26 protein-coding genes are annotated in these 25,687 nt (G+C 56.6%); 5 read left to right on the forward strand and 21 right to left on the reverse strand.

Translation table 11 applies throughout. From position 1 onward, the window contains the following. Positions 1 to 87: 87 nt before the first annotated feature. From Poly59_RS01180 to Poly59_RS01240, 13 genes are all read right to left on the reverse strand, one after another. Positions 88 to 540, reverse strand: a complete 453-nt coding sequence (locus tag Poly59_RS01180; protein ID WP_146532257.1) for a YraN family protein — start codon at positions 538 to 540, stop codon at positions 88 to 90. A 96-nt stretch (positions 541 to 636) separates the two neighbouring features. Further along, the gene (gene rplS / locus Poly59_RS01185) at positions 637 to 990 is read right to left on the reverse strand and encodes a 50S ribosomal protein L19 (RefSeq protein ID WP_146532258.1); all 354 of its coding nucleotides are present in this window, start codon (positions 988 to 990) and stop codon (positions 637 to 639) included. A 10-nt stretch (positions 991 to 1,000) separates the two neighbouring features. Continuing rightward, a complete protein-coding gene (gene trmD, locus Poly59_RS01190; RefSeq protein WP_146532259.1) occupies positions 1,001 to 1,720 on the reverse strand; it encodes a tRNA (guanosine(37)-N1)-methyltransferase TrmD in 720 nt (239 codons plus the stop codon). Between the two features lie 28 nt (positions 1,721 to 1,748). Then, positions 1,749 to 2,117, reverse strand: a complete 369-nt coding sequence (gene rpsP, locus Poly59_RS30525) for a 30S ribosomal protein S16 (protein WP_390621432.1) — start codon at positions 2,115 to 2,117, stop codon at positions 1,749 to 1,751. 290 nt (positions 2,118 to 2,407) lie between these two features. Continuing rightward, the gene (gene ffh / locus Poly59_RS01200) at positions 2,408 to 3,877 is read right to left on the reverse strand and encodes a signal recognition particle protein (protein ID WP_146532261.1); all 1,470 of its coding nucleotides are present in this window, start codon (positions 3,875 to 3,877) and stop codon (positions 2,408 to 2,410) included. A gap of 195 nt (positions 3,878 to 4,072) precedes the next feature. Beyond that, a complete protein-coding gene (locus tag Poly59_RS01205) occupies positions 4,073 to 4,540 on the reverse strand; it encodes a DUF420 domain-containing protein (RefSeq protein WP_146532262.1) in 468 nt (155 codons plus the stop codon). Beyond that, positions 4,537 to 5,211, reverse strand: coding sequence for an SCO family protein (locus Poly59_RS01210; protein ID WP_146532263.1), 675 nt, complete (start codon positions 5,209 to 5,211; stop codon positions 4,537 to 4,539). Before Poly59_RS01210 ends, Poly59_RS01205 begins: the two co-directional genes overlap by 4 nt. A 12-nt stretch (positions 5,212 to 5,223) precedes the next feature. After that, positions 5,224 to 6,057: an ABC transporter permease gene (locus tag Poly59_RS01215; protein ID WP_146532264.1), complete on the reverse strand. Its 834-nt coding sequence runs from the start codon at positions 6,055 to 6,057 to the stop codon at positions 5,224 to 5,226. Between the two features lie 52 nt (positions 6,058 to 6,109). Then, positions 6,110 to 7,021 (reverse strand): ABC transporter ATP-binding protein, encoded by a 912-nt coding sequence (locus tag Poly59_RS01220; RefSeq protein WP_146532265.1) that lies wholly within the window; start codon positions 7,019 to 7,021, stop codon positions 6,110 to 6,112. A 6-nt stretch (positions 7,022 to 7,027) separates the two neighbouring features. Beyond that, positions 7,028 to 8,098 (reverse strand): protoheme IX farnesyltransferase, encoded by a 1,071-nt coding sequence (locus Poly59_RS01225; RefSeq protein WP_146532266.1) that lies wholly within the window; start codon positions 8,096 to 8,098, stop codon positions 7,028 to 7,030. Positions 8,099 to 8,114: 16 nt separating this feature from the next. After that, on the reverse strand, positions 8,115 to 9,197 hold the full coding sequence (locus Poly59_RS01230) for a COX15/CtaA family protein (protein WP_146532267.1): 1,083 nt from the start codon (positions 9,195 to 9,197) through the stop codon (positions 8,115 to 8,117). Between the two features lie 169 nt (positions 9,198 to 9,366). Then, the gene (locus Poly59_RS01235) at positions 9,367 to 10,569 is read right to left on the reverse strand and encodes a cytochrome c (RefSeq protein WP_146532268.1); all 1,203 of its coding nucleotides are present in this window, start codon (positions 10,567 to 10,569) and stop codon (positions 9,367 to 9,369) included. Positions 10,570 to 10,681: 112 nt separating this feature from the next. Further along, positions 10,682 to 11,707, reverse strand: coding sequence for a threonine aldolase family protein (locus Poly59_RS01240; protein WP_146532269.1), 1,026 nt, complete (start codon positions 11,705 to 11,707; stop codon positions 10,682 to 10,684). Between the two features lie 257 nt (positions 11,708 to 11,964). Here Poly59_RS01240 and hisD point away from each other — a divergent pair, with 257 nt between their 5' ends. The 3 genes from hisD to hisB all read left to right on the forward strand — a co-directional run bounded on the left by hisD (position 11,965) and on the right by hisB (position 15,033). Beyond that, positions 11,965 to 13,311 carry a histidinol dehydrogenase gene (gene hisD / locus Poly59_RS01245; RefSeq protein ID WP_146532270.1) on the forward strand — a complete coding sequence of 449 codons (1,347 nt, stop codon included), beginning with the start codon at positions 11,965 to 11,967 and terminating at the stop codon, positions 13,309 to 13,311. A gap of 70 nt (positions 13,312 to 13,381) precedes the next feature. Then, positions 13,382 to 14,446: a histidinol-phosphate transaminase gene (hisC, locus tag Poly59_RS01250; protein WP_146532271.1), complete on the forward strand. Its 1,065-nt coding sequence runs from the start codon at positions 13,382 to 13,384 to the stop codon at positions 14,444 to 14,446. Then, on the forward strand, positions 14,443 to 15,033 hold the full coding sequence (gene hisB / locus Poly59_RS01255) for an imidazoleglycerol-phosphate dehydratase HisB (protein ID WP_146532272.1): 591 nt from the start codon (positions 14,443 to 14,445) through the stop codon (positions 15,031 to 15,033). The genes hisC and hisB overlap by 4 nt, the downstream gene beginning before the upstream one ends. 41 nt (positions 15,034 to 15,074) lie before the next feature. On the opposite strand, the gene Poly59_RS01260 is transcribed toward hisB, so the two are convergent. From Poly59_RS01260 to gatA, 4 genes are all read right to left on the reverse strand, one after another. Continuing rightward, complete coding sequence (locus Poly59_RS01260; RefSeq protein WP_146532273.1) at positions 15,075 to 15,917, reverse strand: hypothetical protein; 843 nt, start codon at positions 15,915 to 15,917, stop codon at positions 15,075 to 15,077. Further along, positions 15,914 to 16,396 (reverse strand): hypothetical protein, encoded by a 483-nt coding sequence (locus Poly59_RS01265; protein WP_146532274.1) that lies wholly within the window; start codon positions 16,394 to 16,396, stop codon positions 15,914 to 15,916. Before Poly59_RS01265 ends, Poly59_RS01260 begins: the two co-directional genes overlap by 4 nt. 13 nt (positions 16,397 to 16,409) lie before the next feature. After that, positions 16,410 to 17,903: an Asp-tRNA(Asn)/Glu-tRNA(Gln) amidotransferase subunit GatB gene (gene gatB / locus Poly59_RS01270; RefSeq protein WP_146532275.1), complete on the reverse strand. Its 1,494-nt coding sequence runs from the start codon at positions 17,901 to 17,903 to the stop codon at positions 16,410 to 16,412. A gap of 86 nt (positions 17,904 to 17,989) precedes the next feature. Continuing rightward, entirely contained in the window at positions 17,990 to 19,462 is a 1,473-nt protein-coding gene (gene gatA / locus Poly59_RS01275; protein ID WP_146532276.1) for an Asp-tRNA(Asn)/Glu-tRNA(Gln) amidotransferase subunit GatA, read from the reverse strand. On the opposite strand from gatA, the gene Poly59_RS29185 reads away from it, so the two are divergent. Next, on the forward strand, positions 19,461 to 19,598 hold the full coding sequence (locus Poly59_RS29185; protein ID WP_186775956.1) for a hypothetical protein: 138 nt from the start codon (positions 19,461 to 19,463) through the stop codon (positions 19,596 to 19,598). The genes gatA and Poly59_RS29185 overlap by 2 nt on opposite strands. A 123-nt stretch (positions 19,599 to 19,721) precedes the next feature. Continuing rightward, positions 19,722 to 20,555: a dienelactone hydrolase family protein gene (locus Poly59_RS01280; RefSeq protein WP_146532277.1), complete on the forward strand. Its 834-nt coding sequence runs from the start codon at positions 19,722 to 19,724 to the stop codon at positions 20,553 to 20,555. 52 nt (positions 20,556 to 20,607) lie between these two features. On the opposite strand, the gene Poly59_RS01285 is transcribed toward Poly59_RS01280, so the two are convergent. From Poly59_RS01285 to mnmG, 4 genes are all read right to left on the reverse strand, one after another. Next, positions 20,608 to 21,297, reverse strand: coding sequence for a zinc metallopeptidase (locus Poly59_RS01285; protein WP_222436027.1), 690 nt, complete (start codon positions 21,295 to 21,297; stop codon positions 20,608 to 20,610). A 77-nt stretch (positions 21,298 to 21,374) separates the two neighbouring features. After that, positions 21,375 to 22,655, reverse strand: coding sequence for a sensor histidine kinase (locus Poly59_RS01290; protein ID WP_146532278.1), 1,281 nt, complete (start codon positions 22,653 to 22,655; stop codon positions 21,375 to 21,377). Positions 22,656 to 22,706: 51 nt separating this feature from the next. Beyond that, complete coding sequence (locus Poly59_RS01295; RefSeq protein ID WP_186775957.1) at positions 22,707 to 23,294, reverse strand: response regulator; 588 nt, start codon at positions 23,292 to 23,294, stop codon at positions 22,707 to 22,709. A gap of 480 nt (positions 23,295 to 23,774) precedes the next feature. Further along, the gene (gene mnmG, locus Poly59_RS01300; RefSeq protein WP_146532280.1) at positions 23,775 to 25,592 is read right to left on the reverse strand and encodes a tRNA uridine-5-carboxymethylaminomethyl(34) synthesis enzyme MnmG; all 1,818 of its coding nucleotides are present in this window, start codon (positions 25,590 to 25,592) and stop codon (positions 23,775 to 23,777) included. Positions 25,593 to 25,687 lie beyond the last annotated feature (95 nt).

Genomic DNA, 25,687 nt, shown 5'->3' on the forward strand with positions numbered 1-25,687 from the left:
GTGTGGAGACCGCCGAAAGTCTTGACGACTGTCGCTACGAACCGTTCCAGAAATTTTAGCTGCGGCGGACTACTAGCCCAACGCAAGCTAGAACATTTGGAATTCACCGGCGACTTCGAACGCAGATTCGTAGTGCTCGATCTTATTGGGCGACTGCCCATCACCATGCCACCAAACCGCGATGACATCGAATCGAGCGGTGACGCCTAGCAGTTTCTTGCGTTTCAGATACCGCAGCGCCGCTCGCGATACCCTGCCCTGCTTTTCTGCGTCGACACGCTCGGCAGGATGCCCAGGTTTGGTCGTTGAATGCGTTTTAACTTCGACAAAGACGATCGTTTTCTTCTTGCGGTCAATCGCGATCAAGTCGATCTCGCCACCCCTGTCCGATTCACTTTCGGCCACCACGACCAACCCCTTCTGACGCAGTAGCCGGGCGGCCGCCTGCTCGCCGCGTTTGCCTACCGAAGCGGTCTGGTCGATCGCACCGAAACGGATTTCGACGTACCGATCACGAACTCGCTTGACAAGCCAGTGCATAGCAGACGGCCCTTTCGGTGCGTAAAAAAACGACGCGTTCTCATGATAAAGGACACGTCGTTTGTTGTGTGGGCAGTGAACTGACAGCACTTCGCTTTAGCTGCGGCGACGTTCTTTCAGACGAACGGCCTTACCAACCCGGCCACGCAAGAAGTACAGCTTCGCACGTCGGACAACGCCGCTTCGCTTGACTTCGATCTTGTCGATTCGCGGGCTGTGAACGGGGAATTTACGTTCCACACCTTCACCGGCAACGATGCGGCGAACCGCAAACATTTCTCGCGAACCAGTTCCGCTGCGTCCGATGACAACACCGGTGAAAACTTGGATTCGCTCTTTGTTGCCTTCAAGAATCTTCAAGTGCACGTCGACCGTGTCACCGATTTCAAACTGAGGCGCGTCTTCTTTCAACGAGGTCTTTTCGACCAGGTCCATAATGGCTTTGGACATATTATCAGGCTCACGCGTTAGGGTTTTTAATGTCGTTTTCGCTCTCGACCAGCAAGTCGCTGCGTCGAGCTTGGGTTCGCAACCGGCTTTGTTCCGCTCGCCACTTGGCGATGGCTCCGTGGTCGCCGCCCGTCAGGACGTCGGGCACGGTATGGCCCCGAAACTCTCTCGGTCGCGTGTATTGTGGAAACTCAAGCAACCGGTTTCCCTGGCTGAAAGAGTCGTCAATGTTACTTTGTTGGTCGCCCAGCACGCCGGGTATCAACCGAATCACCGCTTCGATGATCACCATCGCCGCTACTTCGCCGCCGTTAAGGACAAAGTCGCCGATGCTGATCTCCTCAGGCTGCCAAATGTCTGTCACGCGTTGGTCGAATCCTTCGTAGCGGCCACACAGCAGGATCAACCGCTGGTCAGTCGCAAATTCTTCGGCCATTCGTTGGTCAAACCGCTTGCCGCCAGGCGTCAGCAAGATTTTCCTTGCTGGCATCGGTGACATCGCTTGGACCGCTTCGACACACTTCACCGTCGGCTCGACTTGGATCAACATCCCAGGGCCGCCACCGAACGGTTTGTCATCAACCGGCCGGTGAACAGAATCGGGTGCAAAATCTCGCAGGTCGTGCCGATGGATATCGACGAGCTCGTTCTTAATCGCTTTGTTAAGAAGCCCTTCGCCGAGGTAGCCCTCGAACAACGCCGGAAAGAGCGTGACGATATCGAATCGCATGGTTCTCTTTCAAACGTTTACAAATCGACTATTCGGACGCTGTTTCTTCCGCAGGTGCAGCTTCAGCAGCAGCGGCTTCTTCGGCTGGTGCTTCAGGTGCAGCTTCAGCTTTGGGCTCTTCTTTCTTCGGCTTGGCCGGTTCGGGCGGTGCCGGAGTGTATTGCTTGCGTTTGCCGAGGCGTTCCATGGCAGCCTTTTGAGCTTCCAAGTGAGTGCCTTCGGTGCCGTACTTCTTGATCAGCACGCCGACCTTGTCGGTCGGTTGGGCACCGACGCTTAACCAGTAATCGACTCGTTCGCCTTTTAGGTTGACGCGAGCATCCGTTTCAGGACACATCGGGTCATAGGTTCCCAGCTCTTCAATGACGCGACCGTCACGAGGGCTACGTTGATCCATCGCAACGACGCGATAGAAGGGACGGTGAGTACGTCCCATTTTCTTCATTCGAATTCGAACTGCCATAAGTAGTTTGTTCCTAAAGGGAAACGAGTTTCGACGACTAGTCAGACTTCCTGGAACCGAAAACGTTTTCGGACACCGGGTCGGTGCCAGTACGACTGGCACTTTTGTTCATCTAAGCTTTTCTCTTCACTTCAATCTTCACTCGCGGCAACGACGGCCGCGACACTCTGCATCGCCCGTCGCAATCCCCAGAGAAATCAGCCGGAGACGCGAGGCGACTTGTTCTATTTTTTGCGTTTCATCCGGCGTTTCAACTTGTCACGTTCCTTCTTTTGCTGAGCACGATCGTTCGCACTGAGCCTCTTGCCGGTACTCTTTTTCAACTTCATGCCGCCCATGGACGGGTCACCCATTCCACCGGCCTGCAATTGCTGCATCATCTTCATCCGATCGCCCATGCCTCCGCCGGCCATGCCCTGCATCATCGGCTTCATGACATCGAACTGTTTGATCAATTGCGATATGACGGTCGTCTGCACACCGGCACCCTTAGCGATCCGGTTGCGACGGTGAGTGTCGATCAGCTTGGGATTACGACGCTCTTCCATCGTCATAGCGTTGATCGCGCCGATGGTTTGGTTAATGCCCTTGGACGCTTCTTCGCTTTCCAGGACATCTTTAAATTGTCCCATGCCGGGCATCAAGCCCATCATCCGTCCCATGATGCCTGGCTTGGCGACCTTTTGCATCATGTTTTTGAAATCGTCAAGCGTGAAGTCGCCGGACGCCATTTTGGCTTCCAACTCTTCGCGTTCTTTTTCATCGACGATTCGGTGAGCTTCACGAGCAGCAGCGACCATGTCGCCCATCTGCAGAATTCGGCCCGCCATACCTTCGGGACGGAATGGCTCGAGAGCATCAAAGTGCTCGCCCGTTCCAATGAACTTGATCGGCACACCGGTGACTTGCTTGACCGACAACAACGCGCCGCCACGAGCGTCACCGTCCAGCTTGGTCATGATGACGCCGTCGAGTTCGAGCGCCTCGTTAAAAGCCCCCGCACTGTTGACTGCGTCTTGGCCGGTCATGCCGTCAACGACCAAGTAGACCTGGTCGGGCGAGACCTTTTTGTCGATGCGTTTGAGTTCGGCCATCAACGTTTCGTCGATCGCCAACCGACCGGCGGTATCCAAGATCACGACTCGATTGCCGTCTTTGATCGCCTTGGCGACGCCTGCTTTGCAGACCGCGACAGGATCTTGGTTGCCCTTATCGCTGAAAACCGGCACGCCCAACTGATCGCCGATCACGTGCAGTTGATCGATCGCGGCCGGACGCTGCAGGTCAGCCGCGACCAACAACGGCTTGATGTCTTCTTCTTTGAGCAACTGCGATAGCTTGCCACAGGTCGTCGTTTTGCCGCTACCTTGAAGGCCGCAAAGCATAATGATCGTCGGGCCGTCTTTTTTCAGGTGCAGCGACGGGTCAACTGGCCCCAGGATCGAGATCAACTCGCTGTGAACGATATTGACCAGCTCTTCGTGCGGCCGAAGACTCAGAAGCACTCGTTTGCCCAGCGCCCGTTCGGACACCTGAGCCATAAAATCCTCGACGACGCTGTAGCTGACGTCAGCTTCCAACATCGACCGTTTCACGATCTCCAGCCCGTCGCGCATATTGCCTTCGGTCAACTTGCCCTTGCCGGACAAGCTCTTGAAGGCGGATTGCAGACCGTCGGATAGGGATTCAAACACGAAGAATCGGCTCGAAAGCGAGAAATACGGGCAATAACGAGGAAATCGAAGCCCGGTAGTCTACGCAAACAGCCCCGGTTTTGTAAATGGCTGCCGTTCTTTTCGCGAAACGCAGGTCAACGAAGCCCTAGCCGCCCCGAAGAACGCCCCAATCGGACACCAAAGCCCCCCGACAGGCAGACCAATTACCGCGACCTAAACCGCGTACAGGTGATACAGCATGGCGTACACCATCACACCCGTGATTGACACGTACATCCAGATTGGGAAGGCGAAACGGACCAGTTTCTTGTGCGCCAGGATTCGCCCGGCCTTGGCCAGATAAATCGCCCGGACGGCCAGAAAAGGCACCGCGATCGCTAGGACCAAGTGAGTCCCCAAAATCCCGAAGTACGTGTACCGGGCGGCATCCGAGGCGATCGCCGGATCGGTTGGAAATCGCCGGTTGGGTTCGCCAGTTGCCTGGAACAAGGCGACCTTATGGAACAAGTACAACACCAGAAACAACGCACTGACCGCAAACGCCGCCAGCATGTACTTCTTGTGAACTCGCGCCCGGCCTCGCTTGATGTTCACCAAACCGATCGCCAACAAGACCGCAGCGGTCGCGTTGAGGGAAGCGGTCACGTGAGGAAGATTGTCGGCCAGAAACTGCCAATTCATGCGGATTCCTGAGCTTTCATCATTTCGCGAATCTTATCTTTCATGGCAGCCAGTTGACGCTTTTCGGGCCAGTTGTAAAAGCCCTCGATCGCCCCTTGGGGGTCAACCAAAACGAATCGCTCGGTATGAAATTGCTTGTTGACCGGTTGCTGGAAAATCTCGCCACCGATTCGGCGGATGTACGTCAGGTCGCCCGTCATGAACAACCACTGATTCTCGTCAGCACCGAACCGAGCCGCATACTCGCGAAGCTTCTCGGGCGTGTCGGTTTCAGGGTCGACCGAGATCGCAATGAAGCGAACGCCCTGCCCTTCGAATTCGTCCTGCAGTTCTTTGATGATCTGGTTCTGCTTGACGCAAATGCTGGGGCACGTGCTGAAGAAGAAGCTGACGACATAAGGCTGGCCGGCTAGGTCTTCACTCTTGACCGTCTTGCCGCTCCGCTCGGTCAACTCGAACCGACTAAGCCACTCTTCGTCCTCGGGCGGCTTCGACAAAGTCGCACTTTCGATCTCGCTTGGGTCCAGCGCCGACGGGCCGTCATTGGTGTAGACAACATCATTCGGACCAGGCCCTGACCCCGTTGCGACCGGTTTGCGCAACACCCGAATCGCCAAACCTAGGCCGACGCCGACCAACAGAATCATCGCAATGTTTATCAGTGTTTTCATTTTCATTTTCCTCTAAACAATCACGTCGACCTTGCGACTGCCTCGCATCAGGTACCACGCGATCAGTGTTGCCACCACCGCCATCGCGATCGATACGATCCAACAAACCGACGACGACGGAGCAAAACCTACGGCAGCAAAATCGATCTGCGGGTACATCAAACGACGTAGCTCGACCATCGAATAACTCAGCGGGTTTGCCCTCATGATACCGCCCAAAACCCATTGCCCCCAACTCGCACCAGCATCCAAGACTGGGATCGGGAAGAACGAACCGCTCAGCAACCACATCGGCATTAACCCCAACATCATGATCGCATGGAACCCCTGCGTGCTTTCCATCGGCCACGCCACGATCATCCCCAGCGAGCACATGGCCACCGCAATTACCGCCAACAATATCAAAATCGGCACCACCGACGAACTGAACGAAACCGTGCTAATGACATAGACCAGCGCCAAGAAAACGGCCGCCTGGACCCAAGCGATCGCCGCGCCACCGAGCACCTTGCCGACCAGCACTGGCAATCGCCCGACCGGTGCGACCAATACGGACTGCATGAAGCCTTCGCGGCGATCTTCGATCACCGAGATCGTCGCGAAAATGGCGGTAAACAACACGATCAACCCAAGCGTGCCCGGCAAAAAGAACTGCATGAAATCGAGCTCGCCAGAACCCGAAAACGCGCCCTTTAACCCGGTACCGAACAGCAACCAAAACAACAACGGTTGCAGGATCGCCGCGGTAACTCGATTTCGCTGGCGAAAAAAGCGAACCCATTCTCGGCGAGCCAGCATCCAAGCGGCACCCGCACCATCGGCCATTGTTGTTGTGTTGTCGTTCATATTCAGCTTGCGAAAGTGACGGACCGGAGACCAACCGGAGATTGGCGATGGGCTACGAGAACGTCTGTCCCGTCTTGGCCACAAACACGTCTTCCAAACTCGGCTTGCCGATCGTGATGGACTCGGCTTTGTCGCCTAACCGCTGCAGCAACGCTGCCACTAGCGGCGCCGGCGCATCGGTGTGCAACCGAACTTGACGAGGCAACGTCTGGACGTCCAACCCCATATCGCGGCGCAAGATTTCTTCGACTTCGGCTTCGCACGATGTCTCGATCGTCACCAACCCGCCACCCATCTCGCTGCGCAACGCATGCGGCGAACCTTCGGCAATTTTTTTCCCGTCGGCCATGATCGCAACGCGATCCGACTTGTCCGCTTCTTCTAACAAATGCGTCGTCATCAGTACCGCCATGCCGTCATCTGCCATCCGCCGAATCGTGCTCCAAAGATTCAATCTCGCGGACGGATCCAAGCCCGTGCTTGGCTCGTCCAGCAGCAACAACTTCGGACGATGCAGCATGCCCTTGGCTAGCTCGACACGACGTTTCAGGCCACCGGAAAGCGACTCGCAATAATCGCCCCGCCGATCGGTTAACTCAAGCAGAGACAACAACTCGTCACGTCGCTGGGTCAGTTCGGCACCGCGAATTCCGTACAACGCCGCTTGGCAAGCGATATTCTCGTCAACCGTCAACTTCTTATCCAAGCTGGGTGACTGGAACACGATTCCGATTTGACCTCGAACGGCCAGCGCGTTCGAACTGGCGTCATAGCCACCGATCGTGACCGTCCCTTGCTGAATTGGCAGCAACGTGCAAAGCAAACGAAACAAAGTCGTTTTACCGCTGCCGTTGGGACCAAGCAGCGAGACCACTTCACCGGCATCCGCCGACAAGTCGACTCCACCGAGCGCGACTTGATCACCGTATGAATGGTGGAGATTTTCAGCGATACAGACTGGCATCAACGACTACCAGAACACGCGAAGAGTAACGATCAACAGCACCGCCGGCAGCACTAACAACGATGACCGCAGCAACTTGCGTGCGCGACCATCATCGGGCGATTTTGCAAACCGAATCGACGCATTCAACATTGGCACCGTCGCAGCCAAAACTCCGATTGCCGCCGGAATGGCAAACCATGAAAAGCCATTGATGAAACACAGAGCCACGCCACAGGCGATCAGCGCCAACGAGCCGATGATGCTTTGCCAGCCGGCACTGCGTCCGGTCGGCTCGACCGTCGTGGTCATCTTGAAACCAGCGGCATCGTACTGATGGCGATACATCCAAGCGATCGCCATGAAGTGCGGGTACTGCCATGTGGCCAATACACCAAACAACAGCCAACCACTTGCATCGGAAACCGAACCACCCATCGCTGTGTAACCGATCAAAACAGGCAAAGCGCCCGCGATAGCGCCGACGGTGGTGTTCCATGCCGTGCGAGTTTTCATCGGCGTGTAAACGACAACATACAACAGCCAAGTCGCGATCCCCGCTAGCGCAGGTTCGGCACCAAACATCGACCACAGCAGCGCCGATCCGCCGACGCCAAGAATCGCGGTATAGAAGACAGCGGGTAACAAAGCCACTCGGCTTGCTGGCAGCGGACGATTGGCTGTCCGTGTCATGTTACAGTCGATCACGCGTTCCCAGACCTGGTTCGCGGCGCCGGCACTGCCGGATACTGCGGCCGTGCCGATCATCAACCACAACCAATCGACGATCGAAAACAGTCCAGCGGCCCCGATGATGGCGGTCGCGGTCGTCGTCACCAAAATCATGGTAACGATACGTGGCTTGGTTAGCTCGACATAATCACGAAAAACAGACGGCGTGGACGACGCCCGAGTTTTGCCGGCGGCCCGGTCAGCGTTTTCGTCGCCAGCTTTTGATTGATCCAAAACTTCGACACTCCCCTGCCCTGCCCCATCTGAGTTCGAATCAGCTAAACGAGACTCGGGTGACTCATCCGCCAAACTGACGCGAATCGGTGCCGTCGCTGGATTTTCGGCCGTCAAGAGATCAGTCGCCATGTCAGAAAAGCCGGTCCTAGGTATCGACGGTGTTGGGCACGGAATCGAAGGACGCCGCTAACTGGAACTTATTAGGTTGGGGTTCATTCAATGTGACGGAAACGTCATTCGACGAATCACGCCGCCTCGATCGTTCTCGCCAAAGCCGTGCGGTCAGCATCGCAGAAACTGCCAAAATCAGCGATCCGGTTGCCACGTGAGCAGTCACGATGATCGAGTCAGTGAAGCCTTTGGCGCGAATCAAAAAGTCCGCTGAGCCTGGCACCCACTCTAAAATCGAAGGCCAACCGTAGTTCACGACCCAAGTACCAATGCCCAGCGCGATCTGCACGGCAACTAATCCTACCAATCCCGCCGCAGGACGCGAGAGCGTCAAATCGCCGCACCGCCGCAACCGCAACCATGATCCCGCGGTCACCGCCCACAAAATGAACGCCGTCATCACGTGCATCATGATGATCATGGCAAAAATGCCAGGCCTCATCGTAGGTTGCACGTGACGCAATTGAGCCCCCAGCACCAACTGCAGATAGCTGAGTCCGATCAGGCAAAAACCAACGGCCAGGATGCCGCGACCGATTTTCGGCAAATTCGCCGCCAAGACATCGTGCTGCCGCCACCAAAAATTGCTGGTTACCACCGCCGCGACCACACAAACAGCGAAAAACGCGGGTCCAAAACAGCCGTGCACCATCGCCAGCGTCCGGTCGCCCAGCACGACTCGCATGCCGCCCAGCAATCCCTGGGCAATCACCATCACCAACAACCCGACACTCAGCCATCGCACCCATCGGCGAGGCTCGGTGACAAACGCGGCGATCACGATTCCGATCGCGACGAAGCCGACAACCGCACCGAGCAGACGATGCCCGTGTTCGATGAACAGGTCGAACGGTCCCAACAACCAAGTCTTGTAGGGATACAGAAAGAGATTGTATCCGTACGTCCCCGGCCAATCGGGAACCGCCATGCCGGCGTCGTAAGTCGTCACTAACCCGCCCACCCAAATCAGCGGCCAGACCAAACAAACAGCCAACACGCACAGCCGATGAAGCCAGCGTGCGGGTGAAATTTCGGTGGTGGAAAGTGTGTTTGTCATAGTCGTTTTCTACCGTGCCATTGCTCGCCGGCTATCGCGCCGACGACACAGAAGCTGGCACCAAAAATAGCTGCCGGCATGACTCCCGAGTAACCGAGAAATCGCATCAATGCCCAACCCAAAACCAGTCCCGTGACCGCTCCGATTCGCCTGGCTGTGTCTTTCGCGATCATGTACTTGGCCCATCCGGATCAAGAGATTGTAGGTAACGAACCAGATCCCAAACCTGATCGCTGGTCAGCCCCCGACCGTCTTCTTCGGCGACCAATTCGATGCCTGGCATCGGAGTCCCGGCGATCCCTTCACGGATCCGGCGATACAAAGTCGCTCCGTCGCCACCGCCTCGGTAAACGCCCTGAGTCAGATTTCGCGGCTCGGCTGGTCGCGGTGGCAACGCACCGGCTTTGCGAAACGGACGCATGTCGTCTCGGTCGCTCGGCGTCAGCCCCAGTCGCGTCGAGTACTCTTTGCCCCAGTCGTCAAAGTCCACCAGCACCGCTTCGCCGTTGCCGCCCGGACCATGACAGCCCACGCAATTGGCGATCTTGCCGTGAAAAATTTCGTTACCACGAGCGATTGATTCGGCCAGAGATTCCCCGCCGAGCGAATCAGGATCCGTCACGGCGACCACTTGTTCGGGCGCTGCGATCCAATCACCGACGACTCGGTCGAGCACTTCTGCCACAACCTCTGCGCCGTCGGTTTCGCCGCTGGCCGCCAAACGCAAATCGGCCGCGACTTGCTCTTCTTCTCCGTTTTCCGATTCTCCATAGCCCAAGTCGTCGATCGCGGCCGCCATGGATCGTCGCTCGAATTCACCACGCAGCGACAAGTACATCACGTAGTCGACAAGTGCATCGATATCGTCCGGCTCGACCGCAGCAAACGAAGGCATTGCCGATCCCGGAGCACCGTGCTGGACGATCGATCGCAGGTCATCACGCGTCGGTTTGGCCGATCGCTCGGTCGATTTCCACTTGAACACGCCATGGCGAAAATTCCGTGGATGCGGCTTTTGGTACAAACTCGCCGGCCCCGCTCCACCACCGCTGACACCATGGCAAGTCACGCAGTGCTCGCGATACAGCCCCAAGTGCGTGCCGTCTTTCTCGCTCGAAACCGGCCCCGCCGCTCGAACCAACCGGTCCAGCGAAATGACAGCAGCCGCGGACGGTGGAACCCGCGGAACATCCGGAGTCCCAAACAACTCTTCGGTCACTGCCGCAGCATCGGCTTTAGCCGCATCGGTCACAACCGACCGAGACTTAGCCAACGTCAACGAAAACACCTCGTTTGGGGCAAACGAAACCACGGGATGATCGCAACCGACAAAAACGCCTGCGAACCACAACAAGAAAAACAATCGCCACATGAAATGAGAGTTCGCGTAAGTACGGGAAAATAGTGTCAACTCAGATTGAACCGCGAAACTCTCGGGGACGCAAACGCTACCAATTGTCGCACCTAGCTCCAGCTGACCATCCCTAACCCGCAATTCTCTTGATGATTTCGCAAGCTTCGTGGATCTGCGATTCGCTGACGTCCAAATGAGTCACGAATCGAATCGACTGTGGCCCGATCGCGAAACAGTCGATACCGGCCTGGTTCAACTGCGCAAGCATCCCCTCGGCGGTGCCCCAGATCGGATTGATCTCGACAATCACAATATTTGTGTCCACTCGATCACCCCGAATCGACAGCGGCGCGCATTGACGGCATGCATCGGAAAGCTTGGTCGCCGCCAAGTGATCCTCGACCAACCGATCCCGGTGATGCTCGATCGCATAGACCGCCCCGGCCGCGATCATCCCGGCCTGACGCATCGCACCACCGAACAGTTTTCGAGTCCGACGGGCCTCGGCGACAAAATCGGCCGACCCCGCTAGTGCCGAACCGACCGGTGCTCCCAAGCCCTTGCTGAAGCAAACACTGACGCTGTCGAACGGCCGAGATAATTCTTCTACGCTGACCCCAGTCGCCGCCGCTGCGTTCCACAAACGGGCTCCGTCCATGTGGCTTCGCAGCCCGTATTCAGACGCCCACTGACAGATTTCAACTACGTTCTGATGGGGCTGTACGCGACCGCCCCAGCGATTATGCGTATTTTCCAAACAGACCAACCGCGTGCGAACAAAGTGATCGTTGAGAGGCCGGATCAGAGGACGAAGTTGGTCGACGTGCAACACTCCGCCGGAACCAGCGACAACATGCGCGACCAATCCGGACAACTGAGCAAACGCGGCTTGTTCGTAGTGATAAACGTGACAATCGGCTTCGCAAAGAAACTCGCTGCCGCGATCACAATGCAACCGAATCGCTACCTGATTGGTCATCGATCCACTAGGCATGAAAACGGCTGCTTCCTTGCCTAGCAATTCCGCGGTCATCTTTTCAAGACGGTCGACCGTTGGATCGACGTCAATCACGGCATCACCGACAACGGCGTTGGCGATCGCCTGACGCATCGCGGGTGTGGGCTTGGTCACGGTGTCGCTGCGGAGGTCGATCATTGGGGGTCCAAATTTTCCTGCGGTAACCAATTGGCAAGTCTTCTACTATTCTATCCGACAGCCGTGTTTGCCTCTTCACCCGCTAGCATCCCATGTCAGCTTGATTTTCGGGTTAGTCCGTAGCTTGGTCTGCCAGGACTTGAGTCAGCAATCCCCCATGCACGACTCAAACCCTTGCGGGCCAGCTAAGGTAAAACGCCAACCAAAAGCCAAGTTTTCGCAGTCCACTAGCCTATCCCTTTCAATCACCAGCCTCGATGACTTTCAGCATCCAACGCGTCGACGCACGATCCGGATCGGCCGAGATCTTGCAGCAACTGCGAGACAAACTGAGCCCCCAGGGCAACGTGGTCAGCCCCCGCGGCCGAGCACTGACCGAAGAAGTCTTCGGCAAACCGCTGACCCCCGCCGAAGTCGTTCAAACGATTTGCGATGACGTCCGCCGCAACGGCACCCCTGCCCTGCTCCGTTACAGCACGTCACTAGACAAAGCCAACCTAACCGCCGACCAACTGCGAGTCCCGGCGGACGACTTGGCCGCGGCACATGAAGCCGCAGATCCAAAGCTGATCGAAACCATCGGCCGAATTCGTGACAACATCACGACGTTCCAATCAGCGATTCTGCACACCGACGTCACGATCACCCCCAAGCCCGGCGTCAAGCTGACCCAGCGATACGTTCCCCTGCGCCGCGTCGGTGTTTGTGTACCCGGCGGCGCGGCGGCCTACCCGTCGACCGTACTGATGACGGCGGTGCCCGCGCAAGTGGCCGGCGTAAAAGAGATTGCAGTGGTTGCGCCGCCCACGCCCTTTGGTTCGTACAACGTCGACATGCTGGCGACGTGCCATGAACTTGGCATCACCGAAGTCTATCGATGCGGCGGTGCCCAAGCCGTTGCGGCGATGGCATACGGATGCGACGTGATTCCCGCCGTCGACAAGATCGTTGGCCCCGGCAACCTGTTCGTAGCCCTAGCCAAGAAGCACGTTTTCGGCACGGTCGACATCGACTCGTTCGCCGGACCGAGCGAAGTGATCGTGATCGCTGACGACACAGCCCGAGCCGACTACATCGCCGCCGACTTGCTGGCCCAAGCCGAACACTCGCCCGGTTCGGCCATCCTGATCACCTGGCACGAACCGCTGATCGAAGCCGTCGCCGCTGAATTAGAAAAACAAGTTGCCCTGCTGCAGCGCAGCGAACTGACCGTCGATTCGCTGGAAGCCTTTGGGGCATTGATCCTGGTTCGCGACGAAGCACACGCCTGTGCGTTGACGGACCAATTCGCGCCCGAACACTTGAACATCGAAACATCGGCACCGGACCAGATGATGGCTAAGATCAAGAACGCCGGCGCCGCGTTCCTGGGCCACCACACACCGGTCGCGATTGGCGATTATGCGGCCGGCCCCAGCCACGTGTTGCCCACCGGCGGCACCTGCACTTGGGCGGCCGGATTGTCCAGCAACAGTTTCCTGCGCAGTGGCAGCATCACCGAATTCACTCCGGCAGCCCTGAACCAAATTGCACCCGATGTTGTCCGGCTTGCTGAAAAAGAAGGGCTAACCGCCCACGCCCGCAGCGTCACGATTCGCGAGTAGAATCGTTTCTCGCCACCCTCCCTATGTTCATATTCTGCTGAACCCTCGACCTCCTGAGCCTTCGACGCCCGTGACTCTCGACAACCTGTTCCGCCCTGCCCTTTCCCAGATGTTGCCGTACGCGCCGGGCGAACAACCACCGCCCGGGTCAGGCATCAAGCTGAACACCAACGAAAATCCCTACCCGCCACCGCCCGCGGTCGTCGAAGCAATCCGCCAAGCGGCGACCGGCCCGCTAAATCGCTATCCCGACCCGATGGCAAACTCGTTCCGCCAAGCCGCCGCCGAAGCCCTCGGCATTCCGGGCCCGGAATGGATCTTGGCAGGCAATGGCAGCGATGAGATCCTGACGTTGCTGGTCCGCGGCTTCGTCGGCGAAGGACAAAAACTGCGTCTGCCCTACCCCAGCTATATTCTCTATCGCACCTTGGCCGACATCCAAGGCGCAAGCTGGGAACAAACGCCCTTCGAAGACGGCTGGAAATTGCCGGCCGCATTCGGCAACAACAGCGACGACCTGCGTTTGGTACTGCTGCCCAATCCCAACAGCCCCTCCGGCACAATTGTTCCGCCAAGCGAAGTCAAAAAGATCTCCGATTCATTGACTTGTCCTTTGGTGGTCGACGAAGCCTACGCCGACTTTGCCGAAACCAACTGTTTGGACCTGGTCAAACAAAACGAACGAGTCTTCGTCACCCGAACGCTTAGCAAGTCTTATGGACTAGCCGGTCTGCGTTTCGGATTCCTCGTCGCTCAACCGCATGTTGTCGCGGAATTGACAAAGATCAAAGACAGCTACAACTGCGACGCCATTTCGATCGCCGCCGCGACCGCCGCGATGGGATGCAAAGACTGGCTTGCCAATATCAAGACAAAGATGAACGCAACCCGCGCTGCGATGCAAACACGTTTGACGGCGATGGGCTTTGACGTCACGCCATCGCACGCGAACTTCGTTTGGTGCCAACATCCATCGAGCAACCACAAAGCGATCTACGAATACCTAAAACAGAATCAGATCCTGATTCGATACATGCAGTTTCCGGATTGGGGCGACGGCTTGCGGATTTCCGTCGGCACCGACGAACAAATCGACACCTGCCTCTCGACCATCGAAAGAGCCCTCAAGTCATGACACGCACCGCATCGATCAGCCGAAAGACCGGCGAAACAGACATCAAACTTTCCATCAACCTGGACGGCAATGGCGCGGGTAAACGTGAATCTGGCATTGGCTTCCTTGACCACATGCTCGACCTGTTGGCCAAGCACGCGATGATCGACCTGGACGTCGATGCCAAGGGCGACTTGCACGTCGACGATCACCACACCGCCGAAGATATCGGCATCGCGCTGGGACAAGCGATCAACAAAGCACTCGGAAACCGCGCAGGGATCAAACGCTATGGCCACTTCACGTTGCCGATGGACGAGTGCCTCGTCACGGCTGCCGTCGACCTTGGCGGCCGCTACGCATTCGAATATCACGCGCCGATCGCCGCATCAAAAATTGGCGTCTTCGACAGCGAACTGGTCGAACACTTTTGGCAATCGTTTGCCGCCAACGCAAACTGCAACCTACACGTCATTTTGCACCACGGTCGCAACGGACACCACATCGCCGAGTGTGTCTTCAAGTCGATCGCCCGAGCAATTCGCATGGCTGCCGAAGACGACCCAAGAAGCGGCGGTGCGGTCCCCAGCACCAAAGGCGTCCTGTAGTATCAGCAAGTGGTCGGTATGTCGAACCGCGATATACCGCCTTACTTTTGCTTGGTGACAAAAAAGCCAACGGCCGCCAGCCCAATCAAACTGGTCAGCACTGAAAACAACAGGAAGTTTGAAAACAGGGCAATCGACATCAACAGCAACACAGCCACAGTCGCCGCCCAGCGCGCCGGCAACAACCACAGCCCCAACCCGGCCACCGTTTCAACGATCACCACTTTCCGGCTGTACCACTTTGCCATTTCGTGCAACGTTTCATAATCAAAGTTTTCACGAAGCAAGTTGAATACCCAAAAGTTGCGATCGCGAAAGTAGATGTCGAAAAACACTTCGCCCGACCAGTACTCGCCGGTCCACTTGCCAACACCACCGCCGAGCAAAATCACCGAAACGATCAATCGGCTCAGCAGTGCCCCTCGACTCAGAACGCAAACCTGATCCGTGTCAGCCATGTGCCACACAAACCACAGCGACCACAGCGAGGTCCACCAAGTCGTCACAAACGTCATGTCGTTGTAACTGCCTTGATGAACACACAAGACAGTGCTGGCCAGGAACGTGACCGCGCTGCACGCCACTTGCAGCGGACGACTTGCCGTTACCGCGTTCAACGCCAACGAAGCGATCGCGGCCACGAAAGCGACAATGACTACGGCTGCTGACTGAAAAAATGCGGGAAAGAAATCATCGGCAAGTGGTATCGCTTGATAAACCTTGGCGGACTCGACAAAGAAATTCCACTTCCAAACCAGCCCCACGAACATGCCGATCTGCACCATTCGGTGAACTAGGACTACGCGATCAAACTGGATCTTCTCTGGCGCAACTGACTCCAGACTGATCGGCTCCGATGCATCCCCTGGCAACGCCTCATTCATCGCGACGATTCCTCTGGCAGACGAATCACGACGAAGCCACCGGGCACATTTGCGTCGGGCTTGGCATGCACGCGAGTCTGAAGCGTCTGACCGCGGTACGATGAATCGATCGTCAGCCAGCAATCCCTACCGCCTCTTAAATATCGATGGCGTGCGTTCGAAAATGTCAGCCATCGAAACGGAAAATGGTTGACGTATCGCTTATCCGTTTCGCCATCCATAGGATCCAACAAAATTGGATCGATCAACCCAGGTGGCACATCGGTCATTTCAAACCGATTGGCAAAATTGTACATCGAGGGGATGGGAAACTGAGCAGCCCAAACGACAAAGGACGATGATCGCAAATGGAATCGATGCAGGGTTGCCGATGCGATTGCCGGAACCCAGGGCATCAGCAAGATCCACGCCGCGGTGACCGCAACCAACGCAACGATCGCGATGAATCCGAAATCGCGTCGAGGCATTTCCTGGGTCATGGCGAGATTCGTCTTAAGCGTTTCCGGCTGATTCTTGCAACATTCGGATCAACGTTTCCCGAACTTGCTGTGGATTGGCGTTAGGATTTTTTTTCTTGGCTTGGCCGATCAACGAACCAACGGCCTGTTGTTTACCTGCATTGAAGTCTTCGGCGACTTGCGGGTTTGCGGCTAACAATTCTTTGCAAAGCGATTCAAGTTCGCCACCGTCAACCGATTCAATCCCCAACGCTGAAACAGCCGCATCGACCGACGTGCCGTTTTCGACCATGTGAGCCAGAACGTCTCGCGCACGAGCCGTATCCAACTCACCGCCAGCGACCCGTTTCAACAGCCCGCCCAGCAGACCTGCGGCGACGGGAAAATCGCCGATCCCGATGCCACGATCTTTCATCGTCCGCATCACATCCTGTTGAATCCAAGCACTGGTACGCTTACCGTCGCCGGAAACGCTTGCCGCTTCTTCAAAGTAAGCGATCAACTCAGGCCCTTGATTGACGATCACATCCGCATCGTAGGGTTTGATCCCATACTGGCTTTCCAAACGCGTCCGAAGCGCGCCAGGCAGTTCGCCCAGTGATGCTTTGGCTGCTTCGATCCGCTCGATCGGCAAACGGATTGGCAACAAGTCGGGATCGGGAAAATACCGATAGTCTGCGGACTCTTCCTTTTCACGCTGCAAGAAGGTCGTGCCCGCGCCGTCGTCCCATCCGCGAGTCGTTTTGGATTCGTCGTCGATGGTCTTGCCGGTTTCTTCCCACAGATCGTATTGCCGATCGATCTCGTACTCGATCGCTCGCTCGACAGCGCGAAACGAGTTCATGTTTTTGACCTCGACAATCGGCGTCGCGATTTTCTTACCGTCAACGTCGATGTGCAAGTTCACGTTCGCATCGACTCGCAGCGAACCTTGCTGCATCTCGCAGTCCGAAATTCCCAAGTGAGTCATCCGCAACTTCAGCTCTAACAAATACGCTTTCGCTTCAGCACTGCTGCGCATGTCGGGCTGGCTAACGATTTCCAACAATGGCGTGCCACAGCGATTTAGGTCAATGCGGGTGTCACTACGGCCGGCTGCTTCGTCGTGCATGCTCTTGCCGGCGTCTTCTTCCAAGTGGGCGCGAATAATTCCAAGTCGACGTGTCCTGTCGGGGTTAGCAGGATCCGGGATTTCAAGGAAACCGTCGGCACAGATAGGCAGATCGAACTGGCTGATCTGATATCCCTTGGGCGAATCGGGATAGAAATACTGTTTGCGATCCCACTTCGTCATCGGCGGGATCGAACAATCGATTGCCAAGCCTGCACGAATCGACAACTCAATCGCAGCGTCGTTCATCACCGGCAAGGCGCCGGGGAACCCCAGGCACACAGGGCAAACCTGAGTATTAGGTGGGGCTCCGAATTCGGTACTGCAGCCACAGAACAGTTTTGTGTCGGTCTTCAGTTGGACGTGAACTTCCAAGCCGATCACGGTCGTTGTGGGATAGCCGTTGTTGAGTGTCATATTCGATCTATTGGTTCTTGATTAGCCGACTTCATGTGATACCGCAGTCTCCGCGGCGATTCGCAACCGCCGCGATCAACGAGCAATCACTTCGGTCGTCGCTTGTGATGATCCGTTGCCGTTTGGAAAGCCGCACCAGCAAACAACAAACGCGACTCTTCCAGCACCGGTGCTTGCAGTTGGATCGCGACCGGCAATCCCGACGCGTCCACTCCCGCGGGCAACGAAATCGCAGGCACACCGGCCAAGTTCGCACCGACGGTGAACAAATCACACAAGTACATCTGAATCGGATCATCGATTTTTGACCCCAGCGGAAACGCCGGCGTCGGTGTCACCGGGCCAAGCAACAAATCGACTTGGCTAAACGCGGCGTCATAGTCGCCTTTGATCAATCGTCGCACCTTCAACGCCTGACTGTAGTACTGGTCCGCATAACCTTCGCTCAGCGCATACGTGCCGACCATGATTCGCCGCTTGACCTCATCACCGAACCCTTCGGCCCGACTGCGGCAGTAACTCGTCACCAACGGACCAAGCTTGTCGCTGTTTGACGAATCGGTTGACCGGTGACCGTAATGAGCTCCGTCGTACCGCGACAAGTTGCTGCTCGCCTCACTCGGTGCGATCACGTAATACGTCGGCACCCAGTAATCCGTATGCGGCAAATCGATCTCAACGATTTCGGCGCCGATCGATTCAAACACTCCCGCCGCGTCCATCGTTGCTTTGCGAACGGAGTCTTCGACGCCGTCGCGATCCATCGAGTCGCGCAAGATGCCAATCTTCAAACCACGCAAATCGCTAGAACTGAGCACGTCGGTGTAGTGCGAAATGTCGATATTCAGCGACGTCGAATCACGATGGTCGTAACCTGCGATCGCCTGCAACATCAGCGCGACGTCGGGCACTGACCAAGCGATTGGGCCGACTTGATCCAGACTACTGGCGAACGCGATCAAACCGTATCGGCTGACGCGGCCATAGGTGGGTTTAAGTCCTGTGACGCCGCACATCGCGGCCGGCTGGCGAATCGATCCGCCCGTATCGGTACCAAGCGAAAGCGGCACCGTTCCAGCAGCCACACAGGCCGCCGCGCCACCGCTGCTGCCACCCGGAATGCGAGTCGTGTCCCAAGGATTCCGAGTCACGCCAAACGCACTGCTTTCGGTGCTAGCGCCCATCGCGAACTCGTCCATGTTTGTCTTGCCGACGATCACTGCATCGGCGGCTCGCAATCGCTCGACCACACCGGCATCATAAGGCGGACGAAAATCTTTCAGCATCTTTGACGAACATGTTGTCGGCATGTCGCGAGTACAAAGCACATCCTTCACCGCCACGGGAACACCTGCCAAGGAGCCCAATTTTCCACCCGCGGCGCGTTTCGCATCGACGACCGCCGCCGCCGCTAGCGCCGTTTCGCGGTCCACATGCGTGAAAGCGTTGATGGTTGGTTGTGACGCTTCGATCGCGTCCAAAGCGGCGCCAGCGATCTCAACCGCCGTCGCTTCGCCAGCGGATTGGAGTCGAAGGATTTCGAGTGCCGAATCAAGCATGTTGATCAATGATTGGGGTAACGTCAGTGAGCTGTGGCTCGAAATTATCGGTCATCCACGCCTCAACGACCAGCGGGCAGACCAAATCGAACAAACTCGCGGCTTGCAAAGCAATGCGATGCAGAACGGAAGCTGACAATCTCTAAAAACCCAACGCTCGACCGTCACTCGTCACCAGCTCGCGACCGCCTACAATGCAAAGCCGAGCGGTTCGCAAAACACGAACCCAAACCAGTCCCATTTTCTTAGCGAGGCCCCCATGCAACGCACCGTGTCCCGATTCTTGCTCGTCGCGTCGACGCTCGTTCTCGCCTGCATTTTTCTACCCAGCAACGAAGTGTTAGCCGAAATCCAAACTGAAACGGTCGTCTACCAGGATGGCGACATCACGCTCGAAGGATTTGCCGCCTGGGATTCCGAAAAGGTCAACGGCAAGGCCCCCGGTGTGTTAGTCGTTCACCAGTGGATGGGGCTGACGGATTACGAAAAGGGTCGCTGCAAACAATTGGCCGATCTCGGCTTGGTCGCGTTCGCGCTCGACATTTACGGACAAGGCGTTCGTCCAGCCAACCCAGGGGAAGCCGGTGCGATGGCAGGCAAATTCAAACAGGATCGCGATCTCTATCGTCGGCGACTGAACCTGGGACTCGCTCAACTGGTTGATCGCGACAACGTTGATGCCAATCGAGTCGCATCGATCGGGTACTGTTTTGGTGGCACAGGAGTCTTAGAACTGGCCCGCAGCGGTGCCGATCTCGCCGGTGTGGTTAGCTTTCACGGCGGGCTCGATTCGCCCAGCCCCGAAGACGGCAAGAGCATCACCGCCAAAATCCTGGTTTGCCACGGTGCCGATGACCCGTTTGTCCCTAGCGCGGACATCGAAGCTTTCATCGCCGAACTCAATTCGGCCAACGTCAACTGGCAAATGGACAGCTATTCCGGCGCCGTCCACTCGTTCACTCAGCCCATGGCCGGCAACGACAACTCCAAAGGCGCCGCCTACAACCAACAGGCGGATCACCGATCATGGCTGGCAATGCAATTGTTCTTTCAAGAACTATTCGACATGAAGATGCCGCTAGTTCAGCCGTGATCTGGCCCGCACTTCCTCCCCCCAAGCTTTCGCCTCACACCCAGTTTTGGTTCTAGTGGCGGCCGCGGCCGAGGAAGATTTTTGCGAAGTACAAGGCTTGGATGATCGCGCCGAGTGCGGCCACCACGTAAGTCATCGCGGCCCAAAACAAAGCCTTACGGGCTGAAAGGTATTGATCGTCTTTGGCAATGCCGACCTCTTCGAGCCAGTTGAGCGCACGGCGACTGGCGTTGAACTCGACGGGCAACGTGATCAGGCTGAATAAGGCGGGCAAACCGAGAGCAAAGAAACACAAAATCGCGGTCCCATGGTTGCCCGCCATTTGCGAAACCGCGGCGCCGCCAAACGCCAATACCGGCAAGGCGATGTTGCTGACCTTCAGCATTGGCACCATCTTGGAACGCAGCGACAACATCGCGTATCCCGTCGCATCTTGCACCGCGTGCCCGCACTCGTGCGTGGCGACGGCAACGGCAGCTACGTTGGACTGCGAGAAAACCACCTGGCTTAGGTTCACCGTCTTGTTGCGCGGATCGTAGTGGTCGGTCAGTTTCCCTGGTGTCGAAATGACTTGAACATCGGTGATCCCGTTTTCAAACAACATCCGCTCGGCCGCTTGCTGTCCCGTCAAAGGCATCGGGTCGCTCGAAAACTGAACGAATCGCTTTCGCATTTGCCGCGACACCAGACCACTGATCGCAGGAATGCCGAACAACAGCAGCAAAAAGAACGGATCACTCACAACCGACTCGCATTAAGAAGTTCAACAAAATTTGTCCGTGTGGATTTCCGAGTGATCCAGCGATGGCCGATTTCTTCTTAAACTGAAAAATCGTTCAGCGTGATCGTTGCCACGCATCCAATCGGGCCGCCCGCCAGTGTAACGTCGCCCAGGTGAAGACGGGCAACACGGTAAGCACGGCAAAGCCCCAGTCCTAATCCTCGACCTGCTTCACGACCGCTAAAATACGGATCAAATGCGTGCTTCCTAGCATTGTCGGATAAACCGGGGCCACTGTCGGCGACGTGGATCATGATCCGGCCCGATTCACGCACCAACGAAATGACAACCGTGCCTTGGCAGCCCACTGCATCGATTGCGTTTCGGACTAATGCCGCAGTTGCCTCAACCATCATGTTTTCGTCCACCACGACTTCGGTGGGCTCATCCGGCGTCGAAACTTCCAGCCGGATGGATTGACGCGTTGCTTCGTCGCGGAACGAATCCGCCACCCGACCGAGCACTTGATTCAGATCACATCGTGACCGGATTGCTGATGGCGGATTGGCATAAAACATCAGATCCGAAATCATCTCGTGAGCCCGGTAGACCTGGTCGACGATCCGCTGCAAGGTTGCCACGCGTCCCGGATCAGTCTCGCCTCGCTGCAATTGTTGAGCGCGAGTCGAGATATTCGCTAGCGGATTGTTGATCTCGTGACTGAGCCCGTAAGCCAGTTGTTTGATCGCCCCAAGTTTGCTTTTTCGAAGCACTCGATCAAACGATTCCTCGTATGACTGGGCCTGCTGCATCGTCCGCGCCAACTGAGCCAGCAAATCATCGGTCGTCGTCGGTTCGGCAACCACTGCACCGCTAGAGTGCGACACCACACTTGGCCACTGCTGCTGCCACGTTTGGGACACCTTTGGTCCGGCCAATTCCAACCACAGGGCCGCGTCGTCCATCCAACGATCAATGGGCAGGGTTTGAAAGTGCGATCTCAGTCTTCGCCACTGCGTCTGCAAAGCAGCCGTGATCTGGGGCGCGCCCATGAAAGCATCGCCGCTCGCAAAACGCGATGTAGCATGATCGATCAACCAATCAGCCAGATCGCTCGGGTCGGCCTGCTCGTCAGGCCAACCGAGTGCAGTGAAGATTAACAGCGGTGGGTCGGCCGCAATGGCGTGTGCCACGCGTGAACGGAACACCACATCCGTATTCGCCACCGCGCGATCAACGCCATCACGCGGCCCACCATGCGATGCACCGGAGCCGCGACGATGTCGCAGCAAGATCCGGCCGATCACATCGGTAACATCGCCGCTTCGCGGCAACCACCAGCGGTCCGAACCGCGTCGCAAACAGGGCAACAAACCCATCGGGCTCGTCCTATCAATATTTCTGTGGCGACGAAGACTTTACCGCGATGATCAGTTGACCACGCCTCGATCGATTTCAAGCAAATCACAAGCCCGGCTGACCAAGTCGTCAATCGAGAACGGTTTTTGCATGAAATCATTCGCGCCGGCAACTCGCAGGGCATCGACCTTGCTATGTTCGACCATCCCCGAAATGCACAGAATCTTGACCATGTCCATTGTGGGATCGTTGCGAACGCGTTGACAAACTTCCTTGCCGTTGATGTCGGGAAGCATGACGTCAAGCACGACCAGGTCAGGCCGAAATTCTTTCACGCCCATACCGGCATCAAAGCCGTTGTTCGCTGTGCGAATTTCGAATCGCCCGTCGCGTTCGAATCCGTCTTTCATCAAGTCGACCAAGTCTTGGTCATCGTCGACGATCAACAATTTCTTCTTGCCGTTTTCGAGTGCATCCGTGGGAATGCCGTTGTCCCTCATGAACAGATAAAGCTGTTCGCGAGGAATCCGACGGAACTTACTTCCGGGGACACGAAAGCCCTTCAACGATCCGTTGTCGAAACAACGTATGATCGTCTGTTGGCTGACTTTACAAATCTTGGCCGCTTCGCCTGTCGTGAAGACCGTTTTAGTGGTCATGGCAGAAACCATCCTCCCTGCATGACTAGCCGTTTTTCAGAATGAATCTTGGCTTCGATCCGTCTCTCATGATTCTTGCACCGTATGCCAGAATCCGATCGCCTAACCGAAGCGGACAACCGATGGGATGGGGGTCAACGCATCCTGTGCGTCCAAATCAGACCATCCATTCACCGCGAGCCCTCATCTAGCAAGCTTGCCGCTCTTCTCCTTACTTCCATGCCCCCGCAATTGCTTACGCGGGACACAGCAGACTACGTGAAGAACGCAGGCGACAAGAAGCTCCGAGCCTCTCTGCCTTGCCAAGCTTGCCTCATCGCCGAATTCTATCGATTCAGCCCAGCGGGTCAAGGTCGATTTCTACGCCGTAAGTCGCCGAAAACATTGGACTTACCGCAAACACCGCGAACTACGCAAAAGATTTTTTATTTTGCTTGCCCCCCTGCCCGCCAACGCCCAGAAAACTCAAGCCCAGCAAATTCAATGGTCCAAGTGCGCCATCACCAGCGCGATGTCGGCCGGCGTGATGCCGCTAATTCGCTTGGCTTGGTCCAGCGACAACGGGCGCACCTTCGACAACTTCTCGCGTGCTTCGTTTCGCAGCGACGAAATTTTTTGGTAATCAAACGAGGGTGGAATCTTTTTGCCAGCCAGCCGATGCTGTTTTTCGACATCCATTTTTTGACGGTTGATGTACCCGGCGTACTTCACGTCATGCAAAACCTGCTCGGCAGCGAACGGATCAATTGAGTTGAGTTCGGGAATCAATGCACAGATCGCCGGCCAGTCAATTTCGGGGCGTCGCAAGTAAACGTCGCCTGCCGTACGTTCGATTCGCGCCTCTTTCAAGATCGCAATCGCTTTATCGATTTGCAACAGCTTGTCTGCGAACGTGTCGCGGCGATGTGCGGTGATCAAACCAAGCTTGTCTGCGTCTGCGGTCAGTCGCCGGTCGGCATTGTCTTGTCGCAACAGCAACCGGTACTCGGCGCGACTGGTAAACATTCGATACGGCTCGTCCGTTCCCGCGGTGACCAGATCGTCCACCAACACGCCGATATAGGCTTGATCGCGAGTCGGCACCCACGTCGGCTTTCCCGCCACCGTCAGCGCCGCGTTTGCTCCGGCAATCAAACCTTGACCGGCGGCTTCTTCGTAACCGGTTGTGCCGTTGATTTGCCCAGCAAAGAACAATCGATCGACGGTCTTGGCTTCCAAGTGCGGCCATAGCTGAGTCGGCGGACAAAAATCGTACTCGACGGCATAGCCGTAGCGCATGATCGAAGCGTTCTCGAGTCCCACAATCATGCGAAACATCTGGTCCTGAACGTCTCGCGGAAGACTGGTCGAGATCCCGTTGACGTAGACTTCTTGCGTATCATGACCCTCGGGCTCCAAAAACAATTGGTGCTGGGATTTGTCGGCAAACCGTACGACTTTGTCTTCGATCGATGGACAATAGCGCGGACCGCGTGAATTGATTTGGCCGCTGTACATCGGCGCGCGATCCAAATTTGCACGGATCAATTCGTGAACGGCATCGTTGGTGTAAGTGATGTGACACGACACTTGTTCGACGTTCAACTTACCCGTCAAGAACGAGAACGGCTGAGGGTCAACGTCGCCGGGCTGTTCATCGAGTTTGGAATAATCAATCGTTCGCGCGTTGATTCGCGGCGGCGTGCCAGTCTTGAAACGGTCGACTTCGAAGTTCAGGCGATCCAGCGCGCCACTGATTCCTGACGTGGTCCCCTCTCCTCCTCTGCCACCAGCCGTTTGCGAGGTACCGGTGTGCATGATCGCTTGCAAGAATGTGCCGGTGGTCAACACCACCGCGCCGGCTCGGTAGACCGCATCGCCACGGACCTTGATGCCAACAATGCGAGTCCGGCCGTCGACCGATTCGGTGATCAAATCTTCGACGGTTTCCTGACGCAGGTCCAAGTTGTCTTGAGATTCGATTCGCAACTTGATGTGAGATTGATATGCGCGCTTATCGGCTTGCGCACGCGGGCTATGCATGGCAGGGCCTTTGCGCAAATTCAGCATCCGAAACTGGATCCCGGTGGCATCGATTGCTTCGCCCATCAGGCCGCCCATCGCGTCGACCTCGCGGACAATTTGCCCCTTCGCGACTCCGCCGATCGCTGGGTTGCACGACATCTGCCCGACGGTGTCCAGATTGGTGGTAAGCAGAGCCGTCTTGGCCCCCAAGCGAGCCGCAGCAGCAGCAGCTTCTGTTCCGGCATGTCCGGCGCCGATCACGATGACGTCGTAGTGGTAAACGTTGGCGGTCATGAATTCTGCAAAAGAAAGGGAGGATTCCTTAAAGATCTTTTTCTTCAAGAAATGGTGGTCGAATTGTCGAATCCGAGATAGAGGGATTGTGCCCA

The organism is Rubripirellula reticaptiva, assembly GCF_007860175.1.
In the GTDB taxonomy this organism is placed as follows: Bacteria; Planctomycetota; Planctomycetia; order Pirellulales; family Pirellulaceae; genus Rubripirellula; species Rubripirellula reticaptiva.

Bases quoted from the DNA above. Each gene is read 5' to 3' on its own strand.
- Poly59_RS01235 (WP_146532268.1), bottom strand. From the start codon at position 10,569: ATGTGGCGATTGTTTTTCTTGTTGTGGTTCGCAGGCGTTTTTGTCGGT.
- Poly59_RS01290 (WP_146532278.1), bottom strand. From the start codon at position 22,655: ATGGGTTTGTTGCCCTGTTTGCGACGCGGTTCGGACCGCTGGTGGTTG.
- Poly59_RS01295 (WP_186775957.1), bottom strand. From the start codon at position 23,294: ATGACCACTAAAACGGTCTTCACGACAGGCGAAGCGGCCAAGATTTGT.
- rplS (WP_146532258.1), bottom strand. From the start codon at position 990: ATGTCCAAAGCCATTATGGACCTGGTCGAAAAGACCTCGTTGAAAGAA.
- rpsP (WP_390621432.1), bottom strand. From the start codon at position 2,117: ATGGATCAACGTAGCCCTCGTGACGGTCGCGTCATTGAAGAGCTGGGA.
- Poly59_RS01220 (WP_146532265.1), bottom strand. From the start codon at position 7,021: ATGCCAGTCTGTATCGCTGAAAATCTCCACCATTCATACGGTGATCAA.
- Poly59_RS01240 (WP_146532269.1), bottom strand. From the start codon at position 11,707: ATGATCGACCTCCGCAGCGACACCGTGACCAAGCCCACACCCGCGATG.
- hisB (WP_146532272.1), top strand. From the start codon at position 14,443: ATGACACGCACCGCATCGATCAGCCGAAAGACCGGCGAAACAGACATC.
- Poly59_RS01260 (WP_146532273.1), bottom strand. From the start codon at position 15,917: ATGAATGAGGCGTTGCCAGGGGATGCATCGGAGCCGATCAGTCTGGAG.
- hisD (WP_146532270.1), top strand. From the start codon at position 11,965: ATGACTTTCAGCATCCAACGCGTCGACGCACGATCCGGATCGGCCGAG.
- Poly59_RS01215 (WP_146532264.1), bottom strand. From the start codon at position 6,057: ATGAACGACAACACAACAACAATGGCCGATGGTGCGGGTGCCGCTTGG.
- gatB (WP_146532275.1), bottom strand. From the start codon at position 17,903: ATGACACTCAACAACGGCTATCCCACAACGACCGTGATCGGCTTGGAA.
- Poly59_RS29185 (WP_186775956.1), top strand. From the start codon at position 19,461: ATGTTGATCAATGATTGGGGTAACGTCAGTGAGCTGTGGCTCGAAATT.
- Poly59_RS01205 (WP_146532262.1), bottom strand. From the start codon at position 4,540: ATGAATTGGCAGTTTCTGGCCGACAATCTTCCTCACGTGACCGCTTCC.
- Poly59_RS01225 (WP_146532266.1), bottom strand. From the start codon at position 8,098: ATGGCGACTGATCTCTTGACGGCCGAAAATCCAGCGACGGCACCGATT.
- gatA (WP_146532276.1), bottom strand. From the start codon at position 19,462: ATGCTTGATTCGGCACTCGAAATCCTTCGACTCCAATCCGCTGGCGAA.
- trmD (WP_146532259.1), bottom strand. From the start codon at position 1,720: ATGCGATTCGATATCGTCACGCTCTTTCCGGCGTTGTTCGAGGGCTAC.
- mnmG (WP_146532280.1), bottom strand. From the start codon at position 25,592: ATGACCGCCAACGTTTACCACTACGACGTCATCGTGATCGGCGCCGGA.
- Poly59_RS01180 (WP_146532257.1), bottom strand. From the start codon at position 540: ATGCACTGGCTTGTCAAGCGAGTTCGTGATCGGTACGTCGAAATCCGT.
- Poly59_RS01210 (WP_146532263.1), bottom strand. From the start codon at position 5,211: ATGAAAACACTGATAAACATTGCGATGATTCTGTTGGTCGGCGTCGGC.
- Poly59_RS01230 (WP_146532267.1), bottom strand. From the start codon at position 9,197: ATGACAAACACACTTTCCACCACCGAAATTTCACCCGCACGCTGGCTT.
- Poly59_RS01280 (WP_146532277.1), top strand. From the start codon at position 19,722: ATGCAACGCACCGTGTCCCGATTCTTGCTCGTCGCGTCGACGCTCGTT.
- Poly59_RS01265 (WP_146532274.1), bottom strand. From the start codon at position 16,396: ATGACCCAGGAAATGCCTCGACGCGATTTCGGATTCATCGCGATCGTT.